Below are 19215 nucleotides of genomic sequence, written 5' to 3' on the forward strand. Positions count from 1 at the left end.
ATGCTGGCTACCTGCGACGACTCGCTGGAAGGCCTGCGTGACCGCGCCCTGCTCTGCTTCGGCTTCGCCAGCGGCGGGCGCCGGCGCAGCGAGATTGCGGCGGCCGACCTGCGTGACCTGCGCAAGACGGGCGAGGACAGCTACATCTATCGGCTGGAGTTTTCGAAGACGCAGCAGGCGGGCGTCAAGGTGGATTCGACGCCGGACAAGCCGATCCTGGGGCGTAGCGCCCAGGCGTTGTCGGCTTGGCTCGAGGCGGCGGGGATTCGCGAGGGCGCGCTTTTTCGGCGCATCTGGAAGGATCGGGTTGGCCCTGCCCTACTGCCAGGCTCAGTGGCGACGATCGTCAAGCGACGAGCAGCCCTGGCGGGCATTGAGGGGGATTTTGGGGCACACAGTTTAAGGTCGGGGTTTGTGACCGAGGCGGGCAAGCAAGGGGTGCCGCTCCCCGCCGTGATGGCCATGACGGAACACCGCTCCGTGGCGAGCGTCATCGGGTATTTTCAATCAGGGCAAGCCGAAGACAACCCTGCAGCTCGCTTACTGAAATAGGCAAGTGCAGCGCGACCTTGTTAGGAAATAGGCTTTCTGCAGTGCACTCTCTGCCTGAATGTTCCAATTGCTATTGGTCTTGCCGAGGTTTCGCGAGCCCCTTCTTCTACGCTAGCTACTGGGTGCTACGCCCAAGTAGCTGGTGGCGCGTGACATTCTGCAGACCGAATAGGTGTTTGGCCTGACAATGATCCACAGCTGCGTATTGCTCTGAGAAGCGAAGGCGCTTTCAGTCATCTGGCGCCCGCCCGTCAGGGGCGATTGCATCATCAAAATCCGATCCGAACGCCCCACTGAGCATCTGATGCATCATGTTTGCCTGAAGCCGCGCGCTCTCGTCGATGCTGAGCAGATCGATGCGCCCATTCGGAAGCTTGCGTACCTTCAACAGCGAGTCAGGGCCTCGAAGCCCTTGTGCAAAGTGCATTTTGCCCAGTCTCAATTGCTCACGAAGAACGTTCATCCGCTCCTCGAATTCCGCCCTTGTTGAAGGGGGTGACATGGATGAGATTTTTGGCAGCATGGACCTCAATACCTCTTCAACCTGGCTACATGCTCTCCATCAACGAGCAGACACCATTCCAATCGCCACTCGGGCGGAAGGCAGAGTGATGCCCGCTTCAAAGCGAGCACCGAATGTTCATGGCCACGGCTCGGAGCGCGCGAGCTGCTCCTTCCCCCGTCCCGCCAATGGTAGCGGAAGGTTGCGGTCGCGTCGGCACCGATCAACTTCAAGAATGCTGGGTTTGCGACCGCCGGTGTCAACGAGCCGAAGTAAGCCGGGACCGGATCGACGCGACTGCATACACCGGAAACATCGTCCTCGTCAGGCCGCGGCCACTCGGTGGAACGGAACGTAGGCTCTGCCAGCGCGCGGGATCCACGCCATCCGGATCGCACCAGCTGGGGTATGAGCTCGATATGTGACTCGCTACCGTCAATGTCCGTGGTGCATTGCATGTGCAAGTACACCAGATCGGGGGTCGATGGCGTGTAGCTGCCCACTGTTCCGGCGGCCAGCGCATCGAGCAAGCGGGAAATGATTTGCCGACCATCCGGTGGTTCGACTAGCGACTCTGGATTGTGGATTCGCAGGATGGCATCCGCTTCCCGCAAGGTCTCGAGAGACACATTCGGGAAGATCGCAACGTGCAGCGCATGACGAACCCTTAACGCCCAGCGGTCAAGCGACGTCGCGGACTCATTGGCCGACCTGGAAACACCTCGCTCGAGCATATAGCCGTCTTCAATGCTCAGTGGCGCACAGGCATCAGCGAGCTCAGCGTTAAACCGTTCGACAGCAGCTGTGTCGAGCAGCCCAAGCTCGCTCAAGTCGTACCATAGGTCGTCCAGGTACATGGGCACGCACGGAGGTGACTCTTCGGAAGCGTCAGTTCGGGCGGATGTAACCACCTGATCCAGTTTCGCCGTAAGCGCGCGCGCCAGTGCATCCGCGCTTTCCTCCCCCTGCCCTCCCGCACGTTCTGCGATCCGGAGAAGAACCGAGAACCTGCCAACGTGGCGGACCTGATCAGGTAACTCGTCAATATTGAGGCAAGGAGCGACGCGCCGCCAAAGGCCGACGGGATCCTCCCTCGACAGGATATCTAGCGACGCCGCCACGACATCGGCCCGGTGTCGGCGGTCATTGGACACGATGAGATGCGTGAGCGAGGTTATCCACGCATCCTCGGTCCGAAGCAGCCAGAGCACCATCGCCGCAGCACTGTCGCGCCGCTCCCATGTCGGATGATCCAGCGTCCACAGCAAAAGTTCCAACGCGGCGGGCGTACCTTCCGCGCACGCGCTATTTCCCATATAGGAAAACCGTTCAGCCGATGCGTGACCCATCATGTGAGCCACGTGTTCGATCGCTATGCGCAGTAGTTCTGTCTGACTAGGCTCGCTGATACGCGCTGCGGACAGCTGAATAAGTCGGGCCGCAATCCGCCACCGCTCAACGTGACGCTCGTCAAGCGCCAAACATCCGTAAGTTCTGGCCAGTGCGTCACCGTCGGGGACTAAGTCCTTCAGCATCTGGTCCGCCCCTCCCGCGGCGTGCATATCGGTCCAGATAGACCATTCGCCTTGCTGAAGGGCCTTGAGTGCGGCCACGCTGTGCTCGATGGCAGCCGCCGCGTTCCGCCGTCTATTCGCCGCCAGTGCACGTTCCATGGCCTGCTCGGCCTCTCGCACAGCGGAACGTCGCCCAAACGTTCCCGGTAGCCGGATGCCGTCGTCGTCGGGCTCAGCAACGTTGCCCACTTCTTTTGGTGTCGTTCCGGCAGGGGCACTGCTGGTCTTATCAGTGAGCGCAGGCGTGGCGGTCCGTGGTGACGAGACCTGTGGGCGGCGCTGCACGCCAAAGTTTGAGCCCCACCGGTCTAGTTGCTGATCCGAGAATGTCGACTCGAGCTCGTTCAATAGCGAAGCTAGTGGCTCTACCATGAGCGGTTTCAAGGCCGGCACCAGGGCCTGGAGCCATAGCCAAGCCTTTTCGCCATCCATTGAGCACGCGATCGTCCTAATCCGGGCGCAGGCCCACGCCAAGTCCGAGGGCTGCCCTGCCAGCCCTCGCATGATCTCGGCGTATTGCCGCCCCCAATCCATCAGATGGCGATCATCGCCATGCTGATAAGTCTCAAGCAGCGCCCAGCGAATCCGCCAGCCGTGGGTATCCCCCATATTCGCGAGAATCTGGAGCAAGGCTGCCTGCTCCTCGAGGGAGCCACCCGGAAACCGCATGCCGATAAAAGGCGACACGCGATCCAGGTTGCCGTCGGAAATTTGCTCCATGAGCTGCTGCGTCGTACCGCAGGCCTGATGCTGGAAGTACATCACGCCATCGGCACCCAGCCCACGACGAAACAGCTCACCGATGAATGTGCCCTTCACAGACCGCACGTAGCGCCTAAAGGTCATCTCGCCGGTGGCGCGCTCCAAATAAGTCGCTATCTCTGCGAGCGCAGACGCATGAACGCTGGTCTGTATGGGAAGCGCTGAAAGCACGTCGGTCATCAGCGATAGTTGGTCCTCCTTGTACCAGCCGGGGCCCATCGAAACGGCTAGAACGTACTGGTATGTCTGAAGAGCTTCCTCGGGTGATCCGGCCTGGGCAAGCAAGGACACGATGTGGAGTAACTCCGGTACCAGTTCGTAGCGGTTCTCGACATTCGCCCTCACATAGTCCCGCCAGGCACTCAGCAGGTCGAAGGCCCTGTCAGCCACCGAGCCTTGCACAGCACCTCTTACGAACGGCTCAATCACACTGTGTAAGGCACGACGAAACCCCTCGTTGTAAAGGCCCAGTTGGCAGTTAAAGCTGCGTTCCATGAGGTCGAACAGGCCCGCCGCCTCGCCGGCAAAGCAGTCAACGTACAATTCTGCCAGTCGCCGGTAGAGCCGTGGGACGACATGCTCCGGCATGAAGTAGCTCTCTTCCCATGCAATACGCGATCTGAGCGGGAAGTCGAAGGCGGGCAACAGATGGGTTTCAAGTTCCTCTCGAACGCCGTTAAGGGCTGTGGTATCACCGGCTCCATGCGCTCGGCGTGCCATGCCGTCATACCATGCGACTGCTCGGGCCAACGTACAGAGGCGCACTTCCCAGTCACTCGGGCGTGGGCATTGGGCAACAGGCTGGACCATTTGTTCGCCCAAAAAATAGGCAGCGCGCAGCTGAGCATAGGCTGCGTCAAACGCTTTGTCGTCGGGCAGAGCTCTGTTCTTGGTGAATAGCGGGATGTCACTCGTCTCGACGGTGACGCCTTCTGCATAACGAGCGACGAGCTCGGGCGCCGCCCCCACGCTGATCAGGGCATCGACGACATCGAAATCACGGTGCTCAGCGACGAGCGTTTCGTCCAGATGGTCACTGATATCCGCCAGCAGCTGCCGGATCGGCGCTTCGGGAAGCCGGACGCTGTAGATCGAACTGTACATCCTGGCGAAGTTCAAAATTGCGATAAGCGATAAGGCTTTCGCGTGCGACGGCACCCCTTCGGGCATCGGGATGGTCGCGACGGGTTTATACCGGCCTTGTAAGCAAAGGGTGGCGCCAAGCATGTCGCCAACGATCCGCTGCATCATCAGCCCCTGTTGGTCACGGGGTATCTTGTTCCGCGGCTCCCCCAGGACTTCTCCTACGTACTTCACGAGCTCGAACGTCGGCGTATCGGCCCCTGCCAGTTCGGAGATAACATAGACGTGGATCCGCAATTCCGCGAGATGGATGAATTGACGAATGGTCATCGCGTCGTCAGCGCACGCTTCCGCCAAAATCCGGTTCACAGCGGTCAAGATCGTCAGTGCCTGCTCGTGCTGTTGGGTGGAAATCAAACTGTAGGCAACGGCGAAGGCCTCTTCCGGTCCCACGATCAAGCGCCCGTCACGTAACGCATGCCGTAGCGCGTGGTCCGTCTTGCCGAGGGAAATAAGGGCTTGAGCCACCAGTTCGGCGGACTGTGCAAAGAGCATGTTGTAGCGAAAGGTCAGCCGCCCAGACAGCAAGAGCAGGCGGACAATATCAACCGCCGAGCCCTCACGCGTCGCCGCTGTTAACGCGTCATCAATGTCCGACAGCAATAGGTCGGGGTCGGCCTCAAGCAGAACGGATGCATCGACCCATGACTGACTACAGACAGTCATCGCATCCACCCTACGAGCGTGGTCTCCGAGCAGGCCGTGGTAGACCCGATTGAGCACGCCATATTTTCCGCTGGCATCGTCTGCGCAGAACGCAGCCAGTCGACCATGCACCCATGCACTGGCTTCTGCAGTCTTGTGTATGACGAACTCGGAGAACGAAGGGTGGTAGATCTCTGTCGTCTCTGGCGTGGACAACAGGTGGCGAATCCTCGCCAGTGTTGGAATATAGGCTGCTGACTCGCCAGGAGTCAGCAGCGGCATTAGCGCTGCCGTCGGTACGCCCCAGCGCAGTCGGGCGATCATGCCCAATAGATTAATGGCGTCGCTGTCGGACAGCAGCTGTGCCCATACTGTCTCGTAGAAGTCTTCGATGACGCCACTGAATGCGGGCAGCTTTTCCAGCTCGTCATCGCTGGTGCCACCGTTAACGAGATCAAGCAGATAGCGAAGATAAAGTGGATGCCCCAGTGCCCGATCGCACAGGAGGTTCACGAGGGCCGGCGTTGCCCGCTTACCGTCCAGAACGGATAGGCAGATGTCCACCTGGGCTTGCCTTCCGAGAACGGGCAGCGTCAAGCGCTTTGCCCCGAGGGCAACATCGCCCAGCTTGGCGGAAAGCGACTCCAGTCCCACGCCCGTCATGATGATTTTCAGGCCTGGAGGCAGCGTCTGCGGAAGCAGGCCCATGAACCGCTGCAGCGCCTCGGCCCCTGCTTTGACAGCCTCATTGACGCCATCGATGAACAGTACGCCATCCTTGCCCGACTCCGCGCACCCCCTGGCGAGTGCCTGCAGGGCTCGGTGCGTGTGCTCAATCAGTTGGGAGTAGGACATCTCACTCAGGCGTGCAGGCCGCCCTGTTGATCGCGTGGAACGCAACGTATTGAGCCAGTCGTAGAAGATCTCGGGCTGGGCTTGATGCGCAGAGGTGTAGCCGCGGGCCCGATCCGTGAAGGCGTATACCCCTAGTACTTCCACATCGTCGGCGTCGGGGGCGAACGTTTGGCAGTAGGTCGATTTTCCTATGCCATGCGCTCCCTCGAGAAGCAGGTAGCCCGACTTACTTTCGCGCAGCCCATCGACGAGCAGCGCATCGAACTGTGGGCGTGTACCGATCATCATGGCGGTGATGACCGGTGCCGGGGTATCCGGACTCAGACCATGCGCGAGAAGAAATTCCCGAATGCTCGAGCAGCTGATCGCCCCCAGGCCGTTGTCCACGCGAACGCGGATGAGGCCCTGACAAACATCGTCGACCATGAGAGCCGCACCCGATAGGCCTTCGTAGTCGCTCAAGGCGACCGATGCATCCACGACCAAGTCCATATCGATGCCATGGAGTGGCGCCTCAAGGACTTGCTGCACGACACCTTGGGCGACGTGCCCGAGTTGCAGCTTGACCACGGGGTAGCCAAAGGCGAACCACTTCTCGCCTGCCCGAGTTCCTGCGGTGGCAAGCGGCACCGGTCGGCGCCCGGACGGTCCTGGCAGCTTCAGCAAACACACGTCCAGCGCATCATCCGATCCGACGACCGCGGCTTCCACCGTCGCGGCGGCGTCAGTGCCACTAAATGTCAGGGTAGCGGTATCGACAATGCGCCCTGACGAGTCCCGGACGCAATGCAGCGCCGTGATCACAAGCTCCGAGGAGATCAGCCATCCAGTTCCCGAGCCGACATCACTGACGATTTGACAGCTGGCGTCCTTGACTTCTTCCTCGATCAATGCCGCTCTCCCCCGATGTTGATCCAGTCATTGTGGCTTATGTGTACGCGGAAGGGCGTATGCGATCGGGAGGTATACCCCCTGAGCTGCTGGGCTGCCGGTGTCTCGTAATTGAAGTAGATGGCGCGCTCAAAGGGGGCCGGTCGATCGACAATCTCGGCCAAGACCTCAAAATCGGGGTGACCGTGCCGTGTCCCATCAGTTGAGATCAGAAAGCACGGCGCATCCACCAGCTGCAGAAGCTCGACGCTCGAATTGCCCTTGCTGCCGTGGTGGGCGATCTTGATGACATCGAACAGCGGCGTGGATAGCCCTGTCGCTTCGAGTTGGCTGACCACGTCCTCTGCCCACGCGTCTCCCAGGAACAGCATGCTGGTTCCCTCTCCCCGTAGAATCACCGTGATGGAACTGGCATTGGTCAGCGACGTGTCCTGAACATAGACGTCGCTCAACCGGCGGTCCGCCTTGGATGCAATGGACCTGATCTTCGCTGCGCCTGGCGGCGTCGCTGCCGCCCACCACATCTCGTAGGCGTCTTCGACAAGATCGCTTATCTGGCCACTTCCTCGGTAGCTAAGGCGCTGCAGTTCGCGCATCCACCAGCTTCGCAGGGCCTCCAGTCTCTGAATACGGGGCCCAATCACTTGAATTTCTACCCCGCCAGGCAACTCAACCGGTAACGTCTGTGATTGGATGCAACGCGTACCATCGCCTCCGTTCCACCGGTATCCGCACTCCTTGAGAAGCCGGGCCAGCGAACTGCCCTGCCGGGCGCCCACCGGATGGGCTGCCGGGGCCTGTCCAGCCACCGATGGATAGCCTCGCCGCCGAAGGGCCTCCAGCAGTTGTTGATCTTCCAGGCTGTCCGTCGCGCCTGCCTGGACGGGTAGCGATCGGAGGCTGTTGTGCCAGAAGTCGTCGACGTCAATGATCCGTCGAGCGCCTCGTGGGCCATTGGCCGAAACGAACTCGATCATGCCGCCGATATGATCGGCATCGATATGCGTGCATAACGCCAGGCTCAATCGTTGCCCAGCCAGACGAAGCTGCGACAAGTCAGGGGCGATCTCGTTGCAAAAGGTGGACGCATACCCGGCGTCGACAAGGACGTATTGCCCGGCAATCTCAACGAGGAACGCATCCCCATTTTTTGCCGAGTACATCTTGAGCTTAGACATCAAGGCGACTCGTTTCGATAGACAATGACTCCCCTTTCTGGAACCGACATCGACGACTAGCGATAGTTTAGCCGAACGCCCCGCTCCAGCGATGCGACCTCAATGTGTCACAAGTAACCGCGATGCTTCCGCCGTAAAAATCTCAGGATCAATCGCTTGGGGCATGGCTGCTAAATGGCGAATGTCATTACCCCAATAACATCGGCCAATAGCTTTGACATAATCCGAAATCGGCCAAAGGCGGGCGGGGCGCAATACCAAGGGGCTGGATCTGGGCCGCCCGTTGCCGCCAAGAGGCAGCGCACGGGTATAAGTCCAGGTATCACTGGCGAGATTCAATGGCTTCTGTGACAGGAGAAGCGCGACCGCCCTACCCTCGATAACTTGCCCTAATCACGCGAATTCGGGTCGGCCAGTGCAGTGATCATCGAACGGCGCCCATCAGAAAGCCTGAATCCGGATTGCGGACCCTCTGTCGACCCACAGGCTAGGCTATTGGCCTTGATATAGGCCACTAGAATGAATCGTTTACCTCGAGAAAAATGCGCCGGTGATTTCAGATCTCAACCATGATTGTGAGTAATAACGACCTTGCCGACATGGGAGGCAGATTCAAGGTACCGATATGCCTCGACCGCCTCATCGAAGGGAAAGACCTTACCGACGACCGGTCGAATCTTATGGTATGCCACCATTCGGTTCATCGCTTCATGGTCGGCGGTAGAGCCGACCATAACGCCACGAAGTGTCTTCCAAGGCACCAGCAGGCGCGGGCTGAGCGTGCCATTGGATAGGGCGCCGATCATGTGAACTTGGCCACCTACCGCAACGCTGCCAACCGAGCGGTCGATTGTGCCGCCGCCGACCTCGACGACATGGTCAACACCACGCCCATCCGTCAGCCGCAGAGCTTCTTGCTGCCATTCCGGATGTATGCGGTAGTTGATGGTTTCGCTTGCACCGAGCTTGCGTGCTGAACTGAGCTTGTCGTCGCTGGATGAGGTGGAAATGACCCGCGCGCCTGCCGCTGCAGCGAACTGAATGGCAAACGTCGAGACGCCGCCAGTGCCTTGTCTTGTGGCCTGCTGCCGTCGGAGGCGCCGCTGCCGCCGGCGGTCGCGGTGCAGTTCATCCTCGATCACGTAGCCCGCCCGACGGACGACGGCGACTGGGCGCATGCGTTACCGCCTTCCTTGGATGCCGCCTTGGTCACAGCCGGCGTCAAGCATCGGCCAGGCCCGTTGGCCTTCAATACGGTCATGCACCGCCTTGCGGTGTTGGCTAGCTGGCATCGCGTGCGCGACTGGACGGCACCGACCGACGCGGCGGCGGTGAAGCGCCTACTGCAGCAGGCCCGCAAAGCGCAGGTCCGTCAGGGGGTGCAGGTGCATTCCAAAACGGCGATGACCGTGGAACCGCTGCAGGCCTTGCTCGCCACATGCACCGACGGGGTGCGCGGCGTGCGTGACCGTGCCTTGCTGCTGGTGGCGTGGAGCAGTGGCGGTCGGCGCCGTTCCGAGGTGGTGGGGTTGCAGGTCACCGACGTGCGCCCGCTCGATGCCGACACCTGGATGGTGACCCTCGGTGCGACCAAGACCGACACGACCGGCACCCACCGGGAAAAGCCTCTGCGCGGTGAGGCTGCCCACGCCTTGGCCGCCTGGCTGGCCAAGGCGCCGGCCGCCACCGGGCCGCTCTTTCGGCGGCTGCACCGCGGTGACGCCGTCGGCAGCACGGCCCTTACCGGTGACCACATTGCGCGCATGGTGCAGCGGCGCGCTCGCCTGGCCGGTCTCGCCGGTGACTGGGCGGCGCACAGCCTGCGCTCGGGTTTCGTCACCGCAGCGGCGCGGCAGGGTGTCCCGCTCGGGGAGGTGATGGCGATGACCGAGCATCGCGGCGTGGGCACCGTGATGGGCTACTTCCAGGCGGGCAGCTTATTGGCCAGCCGCGCGAGCCACCTCTTGGCGGTCCCTGGCACGCCCGCTCGCGAGGTTACGGCATCGACCATACCGTCGCCGGAACCCGGTGTGACCTAAGCATCGCATGGCCCGCCCGCATCCCGCGATCGTTGGCCGAGTTCGACTTTGCATCGGCCAGCCAGGGAACGTTGTGGTGTGGCTGGAAATTTCGTAGCTCCAGGCTGCATCCAAACGCGAGCCAAACGCGTACATCCGAGGAGAACCTCAGGCCATAGGGTCGCCTTCGAGGGAAGACTACCCTTCGCATGCGCGACAACCCAGGAATCGCGAAACATCGCCATGACTTCAGTCGATAGCGACATCCAGGTGGGGCCAGCCATCCCGCGGGCGTTGGTCGTGGAGGACTCTGACGATCTTCGGCAACTCTTCTGCGCCATGCTGGACGCACTCGGTTTCGCGGCTACCAGCGCGAGCAATGCCGATGAGGCACTTGCCCTTCTTCGCGGAGCTGGGCCCTTCGATCTGCTGCTGACCGACGTGAACATGCCGGGGACGATGGACGGCTCTGTTCTGGCCGCCATGGCCCGCCAGCTGTTCGAGCGCCTGATGATCATCGTCGTGACGGCGGAGCCTCGACAGGATCTCGCGGAGCTGCCCCACGATGTCACCGTGCTGGCGAAGCCTTTCTACCTGAGAGATCTGGCGGCGGAGATCGATCGCTCCAGGACCCGGTGAGGCGTATTCATCGGTCGCTTGAACAAATGCCATGCAAAGGATGGCGCTCCTTTCCATGGTCTTGCCGCATTGCGTGCTGCACACGTGAGAACGGGCGCCCAAATGGCAAGACCTCGCGCCGTCCGCGCTCGAGTAGACGCCCCTGTTTCCCCTGGTTCGGCATGGATTCCCATGGATATTCACTTCGCGTCTCGTCTGCTTGCGTCACCTCTCGCCTGCCTTCCTGGCCTGCTCCCAAGGCCAGTTGCCCTCTGCCTGCTGCTGACGGCATCCGGCCTACTGCACGCCGGGTCATTCGAAGGCGTGTCGCATTATTCGGGCATGGCGTACGCTGCCGATAACGGCCAGTTGCGCTATCGGGAGGAGCACTGGCTGTTCCGGGAGCAAGGCACGCTGACGCGCCTGGTCCTGTATCGCTGCTCGGGCGGGCAGCCGTTTGCGCGCAAGTGGTTGCATTACGGGGATCAACCCGGGGCGCCGGATTTCAGTTTCCAGGATGCGCGCGATGGCTACGAGGAAGGTGCGACGCGCATGCTAGGGGCATGGCGTGTCTATGTGAGAGAACGCGCTGATGCGCCCACGCAGTCCGCGGACCTTCCGGCGCGGCCGGACACGGTCGTCGATGCGGGATTCGACGCGTTCGTGCAGTCCCACTGGGCAGCATTGAACCGCCCCGAGGGAGTGCAAGCGGCGTTCGTGGTGCCCGGCCGGCTGGGTTACCTGGACCTCAAGCTCAAGCCATTGACGAATGTTCATGGCGACTCGCGCCAATTCCGCCTTGGCCTTGACGGGTTCCTGGGCGCCCTTGCCCCATCGGTGTGGCTGACTTACGCGAACGTCGATCACCGCCTGGAGGAATTCGCAGGGATTAGCAATATCCGCGACGAGCGAGGTCGCCGCCAACGGGTGCGGATCCAATTTCCCCGAGAGGCTATCGGTCCCGCGCCCGCGCAACCCGACGTCGAGGCGGCCGCCCGATTGCCGCTCGCCTCGCATTGTCCGCCCTGAGCGGACGCTGCATCCAATCGATGCCACGCGACGTATACGTCACATACCACGGCGGAACCCTTCCATGAGCCACCCGCTTTTCCCGCAAGCCCCGTCGAAAAGCGGCTCCCTGATGCAGCGCGTGCGCCTGTGGTTCGACGCGGGCTCCGAAGTTTCGGCGTCCGGTGCGTCGCATCGCATCGACTGGGTACGCGCCATTCCCTTCCTTGCCATGCACCTGGCGTGCCTTGGCGTGATCTGGGTCGGTACCTCGCCCGTGGCCCTGGTGACGGCGGCCGTCCTTTATGCGGTCCGCATGTTTGCCCTCACCGGCTTCTACCATCGGTACTTCTCGCATCGCGCATTTCGTACCTCGCGCGCCGTGCAGTTTGCTTTCGCGTTGATCGGGGCGTCTTGCGTGCAGCGCGGCCCGTTGTGGTGGGCCGCGCATCACCGCAACCACCATCGTCACGCCGACACGGAACTCGACCCCCACTCCCCGACTGTTTACGGCTTTCTCTGGAGCCACGCCGGCTGGTTCCTGACGCCGGAAGCTTTCCACACGGATCTGGATCGCGTGACCGATCTTCGCGGCTATCCGGAGCTTCGCTGGCTGGATCGGTACGACACGGCCATACCCGTCGCGCTCGCGCTGCTGCTGTTCGGTTTCGGCTCGCTGCTCCACGCCCTGGCGCCCTCCTGGGGAACCAGTGGCGGGCAGATGCTCGTGTGGGGTTTTTTCATCTCCACCATCGTGCTGTTCCACGCGACGGTCACCATCAACTCCCTGGCCCACCGCTTTGGGCGACGCCGCTTTCCCACCAACGACGACAGCCGCAACAACACCTGGCTGGCCTTGATCACCTTCGGCGAGGGCTGGCACAACAATCACCACTTCTATCCCGGCTCGGCGAGGCAGGGCTTCCGCTGGTGGGAGATCGACCTCACCTGGTACGGCCTGCGCTTTCTGGCCCTGCTTGGCCTGGTATGGGATCTCAAGCCCGTACCCGCCTGGGTGCATCGCAAGGCGGAGTACTAGGCATGCGCGTCGCCGTCATCGGTTCGGGTATCGCAGGGCTTGCCTCGGCATGGCTGTTGTCCCGTGAACACGCCGTCACCTTGTATGAAGCCAACGATTACCTTGGTGGCCACACACATACGCACCACGTGCAATTGGCGGGCGAATCCTACGAGGTCGACTCGGGGTTCATCGTGCACAACCCCGTGCATTACCCCTTGCTGCATGCCTTGTTCGACGAACTGGGCGTGCGTTCACAGCCCACCACGATGAGCTTCTCGGCCAGGCACGAAGCCAGCGGCCTGGAGTACAACGCAACCACCCTCGATACGTTGTTCTGCCAGCGACGCAACCTGCTGTCGCCGCGCTTCTGGGGCATGGTGCGCGATCTCGTTCGATTCTATCGGGAGGCGCCGGCGCTTCTCGCCCTGTCGAGCGCAGGACCGACGCTTGGCGACTACCTACAGCAAAACGGCTATGGTGCCGCGTTTCGCGACCATCATCTGGTTCCGATGGCGTCCGCGCTGTGGTCATCGCCGTCGCGGCAGATACTCCAGTTTCCCGCGCGTTACCTCGTGCAGTTCATGGCCAACCACCAGATGCTGCAAGTGAGCGGACGTCCGCAGTGGCAGGTGGTGAAAGGGGGTTCTTCGACCTACGTACGCGCCCTGCGCCAACGCTGGGATGTCGATGAGCGCCTGTCCTCGCCCGTGCGCTCGGTAACTCGCCAGGGCGCCCAGGTAGCGATTGATTCCAACCGGGGGTTGGAGCATTTCGATCACCTCGTCATGGCATGCCATAGCGACCAGGCGCTTGCATTGCTTTCCGATCCTTCCGAGCGTGAGAGGGACATCCTTGGCGCCATGCCCTATCAGGCCAATCAAGTGGCGCTGCATACCGATGCGAGCGTGCTGCCCCGCTCTCGCAAGGCCTGGGCGGCCTGGAACGCGGTGATCCCCGAAAATCCGGAAGCGCCCTGCACAGTCAGTTACTGCATGAACCTGCTGCAGCGCATCGATGCACCCGAACCGCTGGTGGTCAGCCTCAACCAGACCGAATCGATCAACCCCGCGCGAATACTGCGCCGGATGACATACAGCCATCCCGTCTATACGGCCGCCTCGGTTGCTGCGCAGGCGCGCAAGGCGGAAATCCAGGGAATCCGCAGAACCTGGTACGCCGGGGCGTATTGGGGCTGGGGGTTCCATGAGGACGGCATGCGCAGCGCGGTGGAAGTGGCACAGAAGCTCTGCTCCCTCGTCCGCCTGCCCCAGGCCATGCGCGAGACCTGCCCGTGAGCGCGCTGGCCAGCGCCGTTTATGAGGGCGTGGTGACGCATAGACGCCATGCGCCGCGGGCACATGCGTTCCGCTATCGCATGGCGCAGTTGCTGCTGGATCTGGACGAGATCGAGGAGGTGTTTCAGCATCATCCCCTGTGGTCGGCCAATCGCCGCAATCTCGCCGAATGGCGACGGGATGACTACCTCGGCCCCGCCGAGATGCCGCTTGCAGAAGCCGTGCGCGAGCGTGTGCGCAGTCACTGCGGCCAGGTGCCCCGTGGCCCCATCCGCATGCTCGCGCATCCGCGTTATGCGGGGTATGTGTTCAATCCCGTCACCTTCTACTATTGCTATGAATGCGATGGCGTCACGCTGTCGTGCATCGTGGCCGAGATCACCAACACGCCGTGGAGCGAGCGCCATGCCTACGTGCTGACGGCCGATCGCGCACTGCGCCGTGGCCGCGCCATGGCCTGGAACTTCGATAAGCAGTTCCACGTGTCACCTTTCATGGCGATGACGCGCCAGTACGACTGGCGGTTTACGCCGCCCGCCGACGACCTGTTGGTGCACATGAAAGTGCGCGACGGCAACGCCTGCGAGTTCGATGCATCGCTGTCCCTGCAACGCCGCCCCTTGGATCGCCATGCGCTTGGGCGGGTGCTGTGGCGCTATCCGCTCATGACTGCGCAAGTCATCGGCGCCATCCATTGGCAAGCGCTCAAGCTTTGGCTCAAGCGCACTCCCGTCCACGACCATCCAGCCGGCCATGGCAGGCTGCATCCAAGGGAAATGTCATGACCGAAATCGCCAAGCAGCGTCTGATGAGTGCGGACGCCACGCGACCTGGCCTGATTGATCGCCTGTTGAGGGAGCGCCTGCTCAAGGCCATGGGTGGCTTGCGCCACGGCGTGCTGTGCCTGCGCGATGCCGTCGGCGCCATCGACGTGGGTTCGGCCAACGAAGGCGTGGATGCCTTGCGCGTGCACGTACATGTACACGACATGCGCTTCTATCGTGCATTGGCGCTCAACGGCAGTGTCGGCGCGGGTGAAGCCTATGCCCAGGGTTGGTGGCGCTGTGAAGACCCGGTCGGCCTGGTGCGGCTCCTGGTACGCAACCGCGACTTGCTCGACGGCATGGAGGGCGGCATGGCCAAACTGGGCGGGCTCGCCATGCGGGTCTGGCACGCCTTGCATGAGAACACCCGCGCCGGCGCGCGGCGCAATATCGCCGCCCACTATGACCTCGGCAACGAATTTTTCTCGTTGTTCTTGTCGTCGGATCTGATGTATTCGTCGGCCCTGTGGGGCGATAACGATGACACGCTCGAATCCGCCTCAAGACGAAAGCTCGACGTGATCTGCCGCAAGCTGGATCTCAAACCGGGCGACCGCGTCGTGGAGATCGGCACAGGCTGGGGCGGCTTCGCGCTCCATGCCGCCAGGCACTACGGCTGCCACGTCACCACCACCACCATTTCGCGTGAACAGCACGCGCTGGCCAGCGAGCGCATCGCCGGCGCGGGCCTCGCCGATCGCGTCAGCCTGCTGCTCAAGGATTACCGCGATCTGGATGGCCGCTACGACAAGCTGGTGTCGATCGAGATGATCGAAGCCATCGGCGCGCGCTATCTGCCGGTTTACTTCGCCAAGCTCAGCGAGCTGCTCAAACCCGGCGGCATGGGCCTGGTTCAAGCCATCACGATCGAGGATCACCGCTATGAGCGGGCACTGGCCTCGGTCGACTTCATCAAACGGCATATTTTTCCCGGCAGTTTCATCCCGTCGTTGAACGCCATCCTGGCGGCGAAGACGCGTGTCAGCGACCTGGCCCTGGTACATCAGGAGGATTTCGGCCTGTCCTATGCCCGCACGCTCCACGCGTGGCGAGAGCGGTTTCTGGCCCGTCTTGCGGACGCGCGCGCACAGGGGTTTGACGAACGTTTTCTTCGCCTGTGGGAGTTCTACCTGGCCTACTGCGAAGGCGGCTTCCTGGAGCGCTCCATCGGCGTGTCGCATCTGCTTCTGGCCAAGCCTGGCGCGCTACCGCCCGCCGCCCGATGGACGGCGCGCGACCGAGGCGGCGAAGCATGACGTTCTGGATCAACCTCCTGGGTTACCAGTCGGTGTGGTTCCTGCTGGTGCGCGGGGCCGCGCACGCACAGCTTGCCTTGCCGCTGCTCGCCGGTGCCGCGTTCGTGCTCGGTCAGCTGCTTGCGACGCAGCACACCTCGCTAGAGGCGCGGCTTCTGGTGGCGGCCCTGTTGATGGGGCTGTTCGTCGACGGCGTGGCTGCTTCCACCGGCTGGCTGCACTATGCCTCGCCACAACCCGCGTGGCCGTCGCAAGGCGCGCCCCTATGGATCCTGATGCTCTGGGCCTGCTTCGCCACGACCATCACGCGATCGCTGTCGGTATTGCGAAGCCGACCGTGGCTGGCTGCGCTGGCGGGTGGCATCGGCGCACCGCTGGCCTATCTCGCCGCGGCACACGGATGGGGCGCGGTGCAGGTGTCGTACTGGCCGGGCTTGTCCTGGATCGCCGCCTGCTGGGCACTGGCGTTGCCGCTGCTGGGCGCCCTCAGCCGACGCGATGCTCCACGCGATGAGGCGCGTCGGGCATGAGCGGCGCGATGCAACTGCTGTCCCTGGGCGTGATCATGGCGCTGATCATGGCGCTGGGCTGGGACTGGCAGCGGCGTCGCCGCAATGCCGGCATCGTCGACGTATTGTGGGCTGCCGGTCTGGGCGTCGCTGCCGTGCTGATGGCCGTGACAGGCACCGGCGCGGTGTTGCCTCGCGCACTGCTCGCTCTCTTGGGCGGCATCTGGTCGTGGCGTCTGGCCGCGCATCTATGGCACCGCGTGAACCGCGAAGCGGAAGACGGGCGCTATCGCCACCTGCGCGCGCACTGGCAAGGTAGCCAGGCCAAGTTCTTCTTGTTCTTCCAGGCACAGGCGCTGCTTGTGCTGGTGTTCGCGCTGCCGTTCATGGCGGTAGCCGCCAATCCGGTCGGAAGCATGACTGCCTGGACAGCAGGTGGCGTGCTGCTGTGGCTGGCCAGTGTCGCGCTGGAATCGCTTGCCGACCGGCAGCTGGCCGCTTTCCGTGCCGACCCGGCTCGACGCGGCAAGACCTGTCGCTCGGGCCTGTGGCGTTACTCGCGCCACCCGAATTATTTCTTCGAGTGGTTGCACTGGTTCAGCTATGTCGCGCTTGCCGTGGGCTCGCCGATCGGCTGGCTGGCTTGGTCAGGCCCACTGATGATGTACGTGTTCCTGCGCTGGATAAGCGGCGTTCCTTACACCGAGGCCCAGGCACTGCGCACGCGGGGCGACGACTACCGCGCGTATCAGCAAAGCACGCCCATGCTGTTTCCATGGCCTCCCCGTTCCGATGCTTCCAGGAGATCCTCATGAGCGCGACCCTCGCCTCTACCGACGAACTGCACGCCGATCGCCCCGCCCCTGGACTGCTTGGACTGGCCGAACGCGGACTGCTGCCCGATACCCTGCTAAGGGCGGGCATTCGCCGACTGTGCGCGCAGCGCCTGGCCGAGTGCTATCGCGGCGGCGCCAGTGCCAGCCAGGAGCGCCATCAGCGCCTGATCCACAGGCTGCGCCACGGCCCCATGGCCATTCATACCGACGCCGCCAATGCCCAGCATTACGAATTGCCCGCCGCTTTTTTCGAACGCTGCCTCGGCCCGAACCTGAAGTACTCATCCTGCTACTTCCCGGAAGCAGACACCACCTTGGAGCAGGCGGAGCTGTTCATGCTCGAGCTGTATGCCCAGCGCGCACAGTTGTGCGACGGGCAGGACATACTTGAGCTCGGATGTGGCTGGGGCTCCCTCACGCTCTGGATGGCCGAACGCTTCCCCGCATCGCGCATCACCGCCGTGTCCAATTCGCACTCCCAGCGCGCCCACATCATGGCGAAGTGCCATGAGCGCGGATTGGGCAACGTGCAGGTCATCACCTGCGACATCAATGCGCTCGATCTTCCCGGCGAAAGCTATGACCGCTGCATATCGGTCGAAATGTTCGAACATGTGCGGAACCACGAGCTGCTGATGCAACGCATCGCGGGCTGGCTACGCCGCGATGGGCGGCTTTTCGTGCACATTTTCGCGCATCGCCATGCCGCCTACCCGTTTGAAACGGAAGGCGAAGACAACTGGATGGGGCGGCACTTCTTTACTGGCGGCATGATGCCTGCCGCGGACACGCTGCTCTGCTTCCAGCGCGACCTGTGCCTTGAACGGCAATGGCTGGTGGACGGCACGCATTATCAACGCACCGCCAATGCGTGGCTGGCGCGCCAGGACGAGCAACGCGGTCCGGTGCTGTCGGTGTTGAAAAACGCCTACGGCAATGATGCCCTCGCCAGCCTCTGGTTTCAGCGCTGGCGCATGTTCTGGATGTCATGCGCGGAACTGTTCGGCTATCGCCACGGCCAGGAGTGGCTGGTAGCCCATTACCGATTTGTGCGGGAGCGGTAACCATGGGAGAGCACGTCATGCGCCAATTACTGCAAGGTGTGGTTGCCGCCGCGCTTGTTGCGCTGCCGCTGACCGGATTCGCCGATCAGGCGCCGATCGCGCCCGTGCGGCATGTGGACGTGCAGCGGTATATGGGTGACTGGTATGTCATTGCCGCCATACCCACGTACTTCGAGCGGCACGCCTATCATGCCGTGGAGTCCTACGCCCTGCGCCCAGACGGCCGCATCCAGACCACCTTTACCTATCGGGACGGTACGCCGGACGGCAAGCTGAAAACCATGCATGCCACCGGCTTCGTCCATGCCGACAGCGGCAATGCGGTATGGGGCATGCAGTTCCTGTGGCCGATCAAGGCCGAGTACATCATTGCCTGGCTCGATCCCGACTACCGCGCGGTCATTGTCGCGCGCAACAAACGCGATTACGTCTGGATCATGGCGCGCTCGCCGACCATTCCCGAGTCGCAGTATGACCTCCTGGTCGCCCATGTGGCCGCCATGGGCTACGACACGCGCCGCCTGCGAAAAGTGCCTCAGGAATAAGGCCAAACTCGGAGGGTTGTCATATCGAAGGGCCCGGCACGTTCCCACTCAGGGCTTCGCCATCCGGCTTGCCGGTGGCGGCGCATGCCGATCGTCAACAGGCAACCCAAAGCGCACTG

16 protein-coding genes are annotated in these 19215 nt (G+C 62.5%); 12 read left to right on the forward strand and 4 right to left on the reverse strand.

The genetic code is table 11. The annotated features are described in order from the left end of the window. A partial coding sequence (locus BDW41_RS21770) for a site-specific integrase (RefSeq protein WP_110301688.1) occupies positions 1–552 on the forward strand: 552 nt, incomplete at its 5' end. A gap of 229 nt (positions 553–781) precedes the next feature. On the opposite strand, the gene avs1c is transcribed toward BDW41_RS21770, so the two are convergent. The 4 genes from avs1c to BDW41_RS21790 form a co-directional block, all read right to left on the reverse strand. Next, a complete protein-coding gene (avs1c, locus tag BDW41_RS21775) occupies positions 782–1075 on the reverse strand; it encodes an AVAST type 1 anti-phage system protein Avs1c (RefSeq protein WP_074551980.1) in 294 nt (97 codons plus the stop codon). Positions 1076–1080: 5 nt separating this feature from the next. Continuing rightward, positions 1081–6924, reverse strand: coding sequence for an AVAST type 1 anti-phage system protease Avs1b (avs1b, locus tag BDW41_RS21780; RefSeq protein WP_158537023.1), 5844 nt, complete (start codon positions 6922–6924; stop codon positions 1081–1083). Continuing rightward, entirely contained in the window at positions 6921–8102 is a 1182-nt protein-coding gene (avs1a, locus tag BDW41_RS21785) for an AVAST type 1 anti-phage system MBL fold metallo-hydrolase Avs1a (RefSeq protein ID WP_074551981.1), read from the reverse strand. The genes avs1b and avs1a overlap by 4 nt, the downstream gene beginning before the upstream one ends. Before the next feature lie 563 nt (positions 8103–8665). Continuing rightward, positions 8666–9244 carry an NAD(P)-dependent alcohol dehydrogenase gene (locus BDW41_RS21790; protein WP_199535414.1) on the reverse strand — a complete coding sequence of 193 codons (579 nt, stop codon included), beginning with the start codon at positions 9242–9244 and terminating at the stop codon, positions 8666–8668. Here BDW41_RS21790 and BDW41_RS21795 point away from each other — a divergent pair. The 11 genes from BDW41_RS21795 to BDW41_RS21845 all read left to right on the forward strand — a co-directional run bounded on the left by BDW41_RS21795 (position 9224) and on the right by BDW41_RS21845 (position 19096). Then, the gene (locus tag BDW41_RS21795; protein ID WP_233496991.1) at positions 9224–10141 is read left to right on the forward strand and encodes a tyrosine-type recombinase/integrase; all 918 of its coding nucleotides are present in this window, start codon (positions 9224–9226) and stop codon (positions 10139–10141) included. The genes BDW41_RS21790 and BDW41_RS21795 overlap by 21 nt on opposite strands. A 222-nt stretch (positions 10142–10363) precedes the next feature. Beyond that, positions 10364–10759: a response regulator gene (locus BDW41_RS21800; RefSeq protein WP_083337813.1), complete on the forward strand. Its 396-nt coding sequence runs from the start codon at positions 10364–10366 to the stop codon at positions 10757–10759. Between the two features lie 171 nt (positions 10760–10930). Further along, a complete protein-coding gene (locus BDW41_RS21805; RefSeq protein ID WP_083337814.1) occupies positions 10931–11767 on the forward strand; it encodes a hypothetical protein in 837 nt (278 codons plus the stop codon). Positions 11768–11879: 112 nt separating this feature from the next. Beyond that, positions 11880–12785 (forward strand): acyl-CoA desaturase, encoded by a 906-nt coding sequence (locus tag BDW41_RS21810; RefSeq protein WP_083337823.1) that lies wholly within the window; start codon positions 11880–11882, stop codon positions 12783–12785. 2 nt (positions 12786–12787) lie between these two features. Continuing rightward, a complete protein-coding gene (locus BDW41_RS21815) occupies positions 12788–14062 on the forward strand; it encodes an FAD-dependent oxidoreductase (RefSeq protein WP_074551983.1) in 1275 nt (424 codons plus the stop codon). A gap of 5 nt (positions 14063–14067) precedes the next feature. Further along, positions 14068–14847, forward strand: a complete 780-nt coding sequence (locus BDW41_RS21820) for a DUF1365 domain-containing protein (RefSeq protein ID WP_074552017.1) — start codon at positions 14068–14070, stop codon at positions 14845–14847. Next, positions 14844–16142 carry a cyclopropane-fatty-acyl-phospholipid synthase family protein gene (locus BDW41_RS21825; RefSeq protein WP_074551984.1) on the forward strand — a complete coding sequence of 433 codons (1299 nt, stop codon included), beginning with the start codon at positions 14844–14846 and terminating at the stop codon, positions 16140–16142. The genes BDW41_RS21820 and BDW41_RS21825 overlap by 4 nt, the downstream gene beginning before the upstream one ends. Beyond that, positions 16139–16672 (forward strand): DUF2878 domain-containing protein, encoded by a 534-nt coding sequence (locus tag BDW41_RS21830; RefSeq protein WP_074551985.1) that lies wholly within the window; start codon positions 16139–16141, stop codon positions 16670–16672. Before BDW41_RS21825 ends, BDW41_RS21830 begins: the two co-directional genes overlap by 4 nt. Before the next feature lie 8 nt (positions 16673–16680). Beyond that, entirely contained in the window at positions 16681–17466 is a 786-nt protein-coding gene (locus tag BDW41_RS21835; RefSeq protein WP_233496992.1) for a DUF1295 domain-containing protein, read from the forward strand. Further along, the gene (locus BDW41_RS21840; protein ID WP_074551987.1) at positions 17463–18551 is read left to right on the forward strand and encodes a class I SAM-dependent methyltransferase; all 1089 of its coding nucleotides are present in this window, start codon (positions 17463–17465) and stop codon (positions 18549–18551) included. The genes BDW41_RS21835 and BDW41_RS21840 overlap by 4 nt, the downstream gene beginning before the upstream one ends. A 17-nt stretch (positions 18552–18568) precedes the next feature. Next, entirely contained in the window at positions 18569–19096 is a 528-nt protein-coding gene (locus BDW41_RS21845) for a lipocalin family protein (RefSeq protein ID WP_074552018.1), read from the forward strand. The last annotated feature ends 119 nt before the right edge of the window (positions 19097–19215 follow it).

It is taken from the genome of Dyella sp. AtDHG13 (assembly GCF_003201105.1).
GTDB lineage: Bacteria > Pseudomonadota > Gammaproteobacteria > Xanthomonadales > Rhodanobacteraceae > Dyella > Dyella jiangningensis_B.

Coding starts and splice junctions, on each gene's coding strand:
- avs1c (WP_074551980.1), bottom strand. CDS start 1,075: ATGCTGCCAAAAATCTCATCCATGTCACCCCCTTCAACAAGGGCGGAA.
- avs1a (WP_074551981.1), bottom strand. CDS start 8,102: ATGTCTAAGCTCAAGATGTACTCGGCAAAAAATGGGGATGCGTTCCTC.
- BDW41_RS21800 (WP_083337813.1), top strand. CDS start 10,364: ATGACTTCAGTCGATAGCGACATCCAGGTGGGGCCAGCCATCCCGCGG.
- BDW41_RS21805 (WP_083337814.1), top strand. CDS start 10,931: ATGGATATTCACTTCGCGTCTCGTCTGCTTGCGTCACCTCTCGCCTGC.
- BDW41_RS21810 (WP_083337823.1), top strand. CDS start 11,880: ATGCAGCGCGTGCGCCTGTGGTTCGACGCGGGCTCCGAAGTTTCGGCG.
- BDW41_RS21815 (WP_074551983.1), top strand. CDS start 12,788: ATGCGCGTCGCCGTCATCGGTTCGGGTATCGCAGGGCTTGCCTCGGCA.
- BDW41_RS21825 (WP_074551984.1), top strand. CDS start 14,844: ATGACCGAAATCGCCAAGCAGCGTCTGATGAGTGCGGACGCCACGCGA.
- BDW41_RS21830 (WP_074551985.1), top strand. CDS start 16,139: ATGACGTTCTGGATCAACCTCCTGGGTTACCAGTCGGTGTGGTTCCTG.
- BDW41_RS21835 (WP_233496992.1), top strand. CDS start 16,681: ATGCAACTGCTGTCCCTGGGCGTGATCATGGCGCTGATCATGGCGCTG.
- BDW41_RS21840 (WP_074551987.1), top strand. CDS start 17,463: ATGAGCGCGACCCTCGCCTCTACCGACGAACTGCACGCCGATCGCCCC.
- BDW41_RS21845 (WP_074552018.1), top strand. CDS start 18,569: ATGCGCCAATTACTGCAAGGTGTGGTTGCCGCCGCGCTTGTTGCGCTG.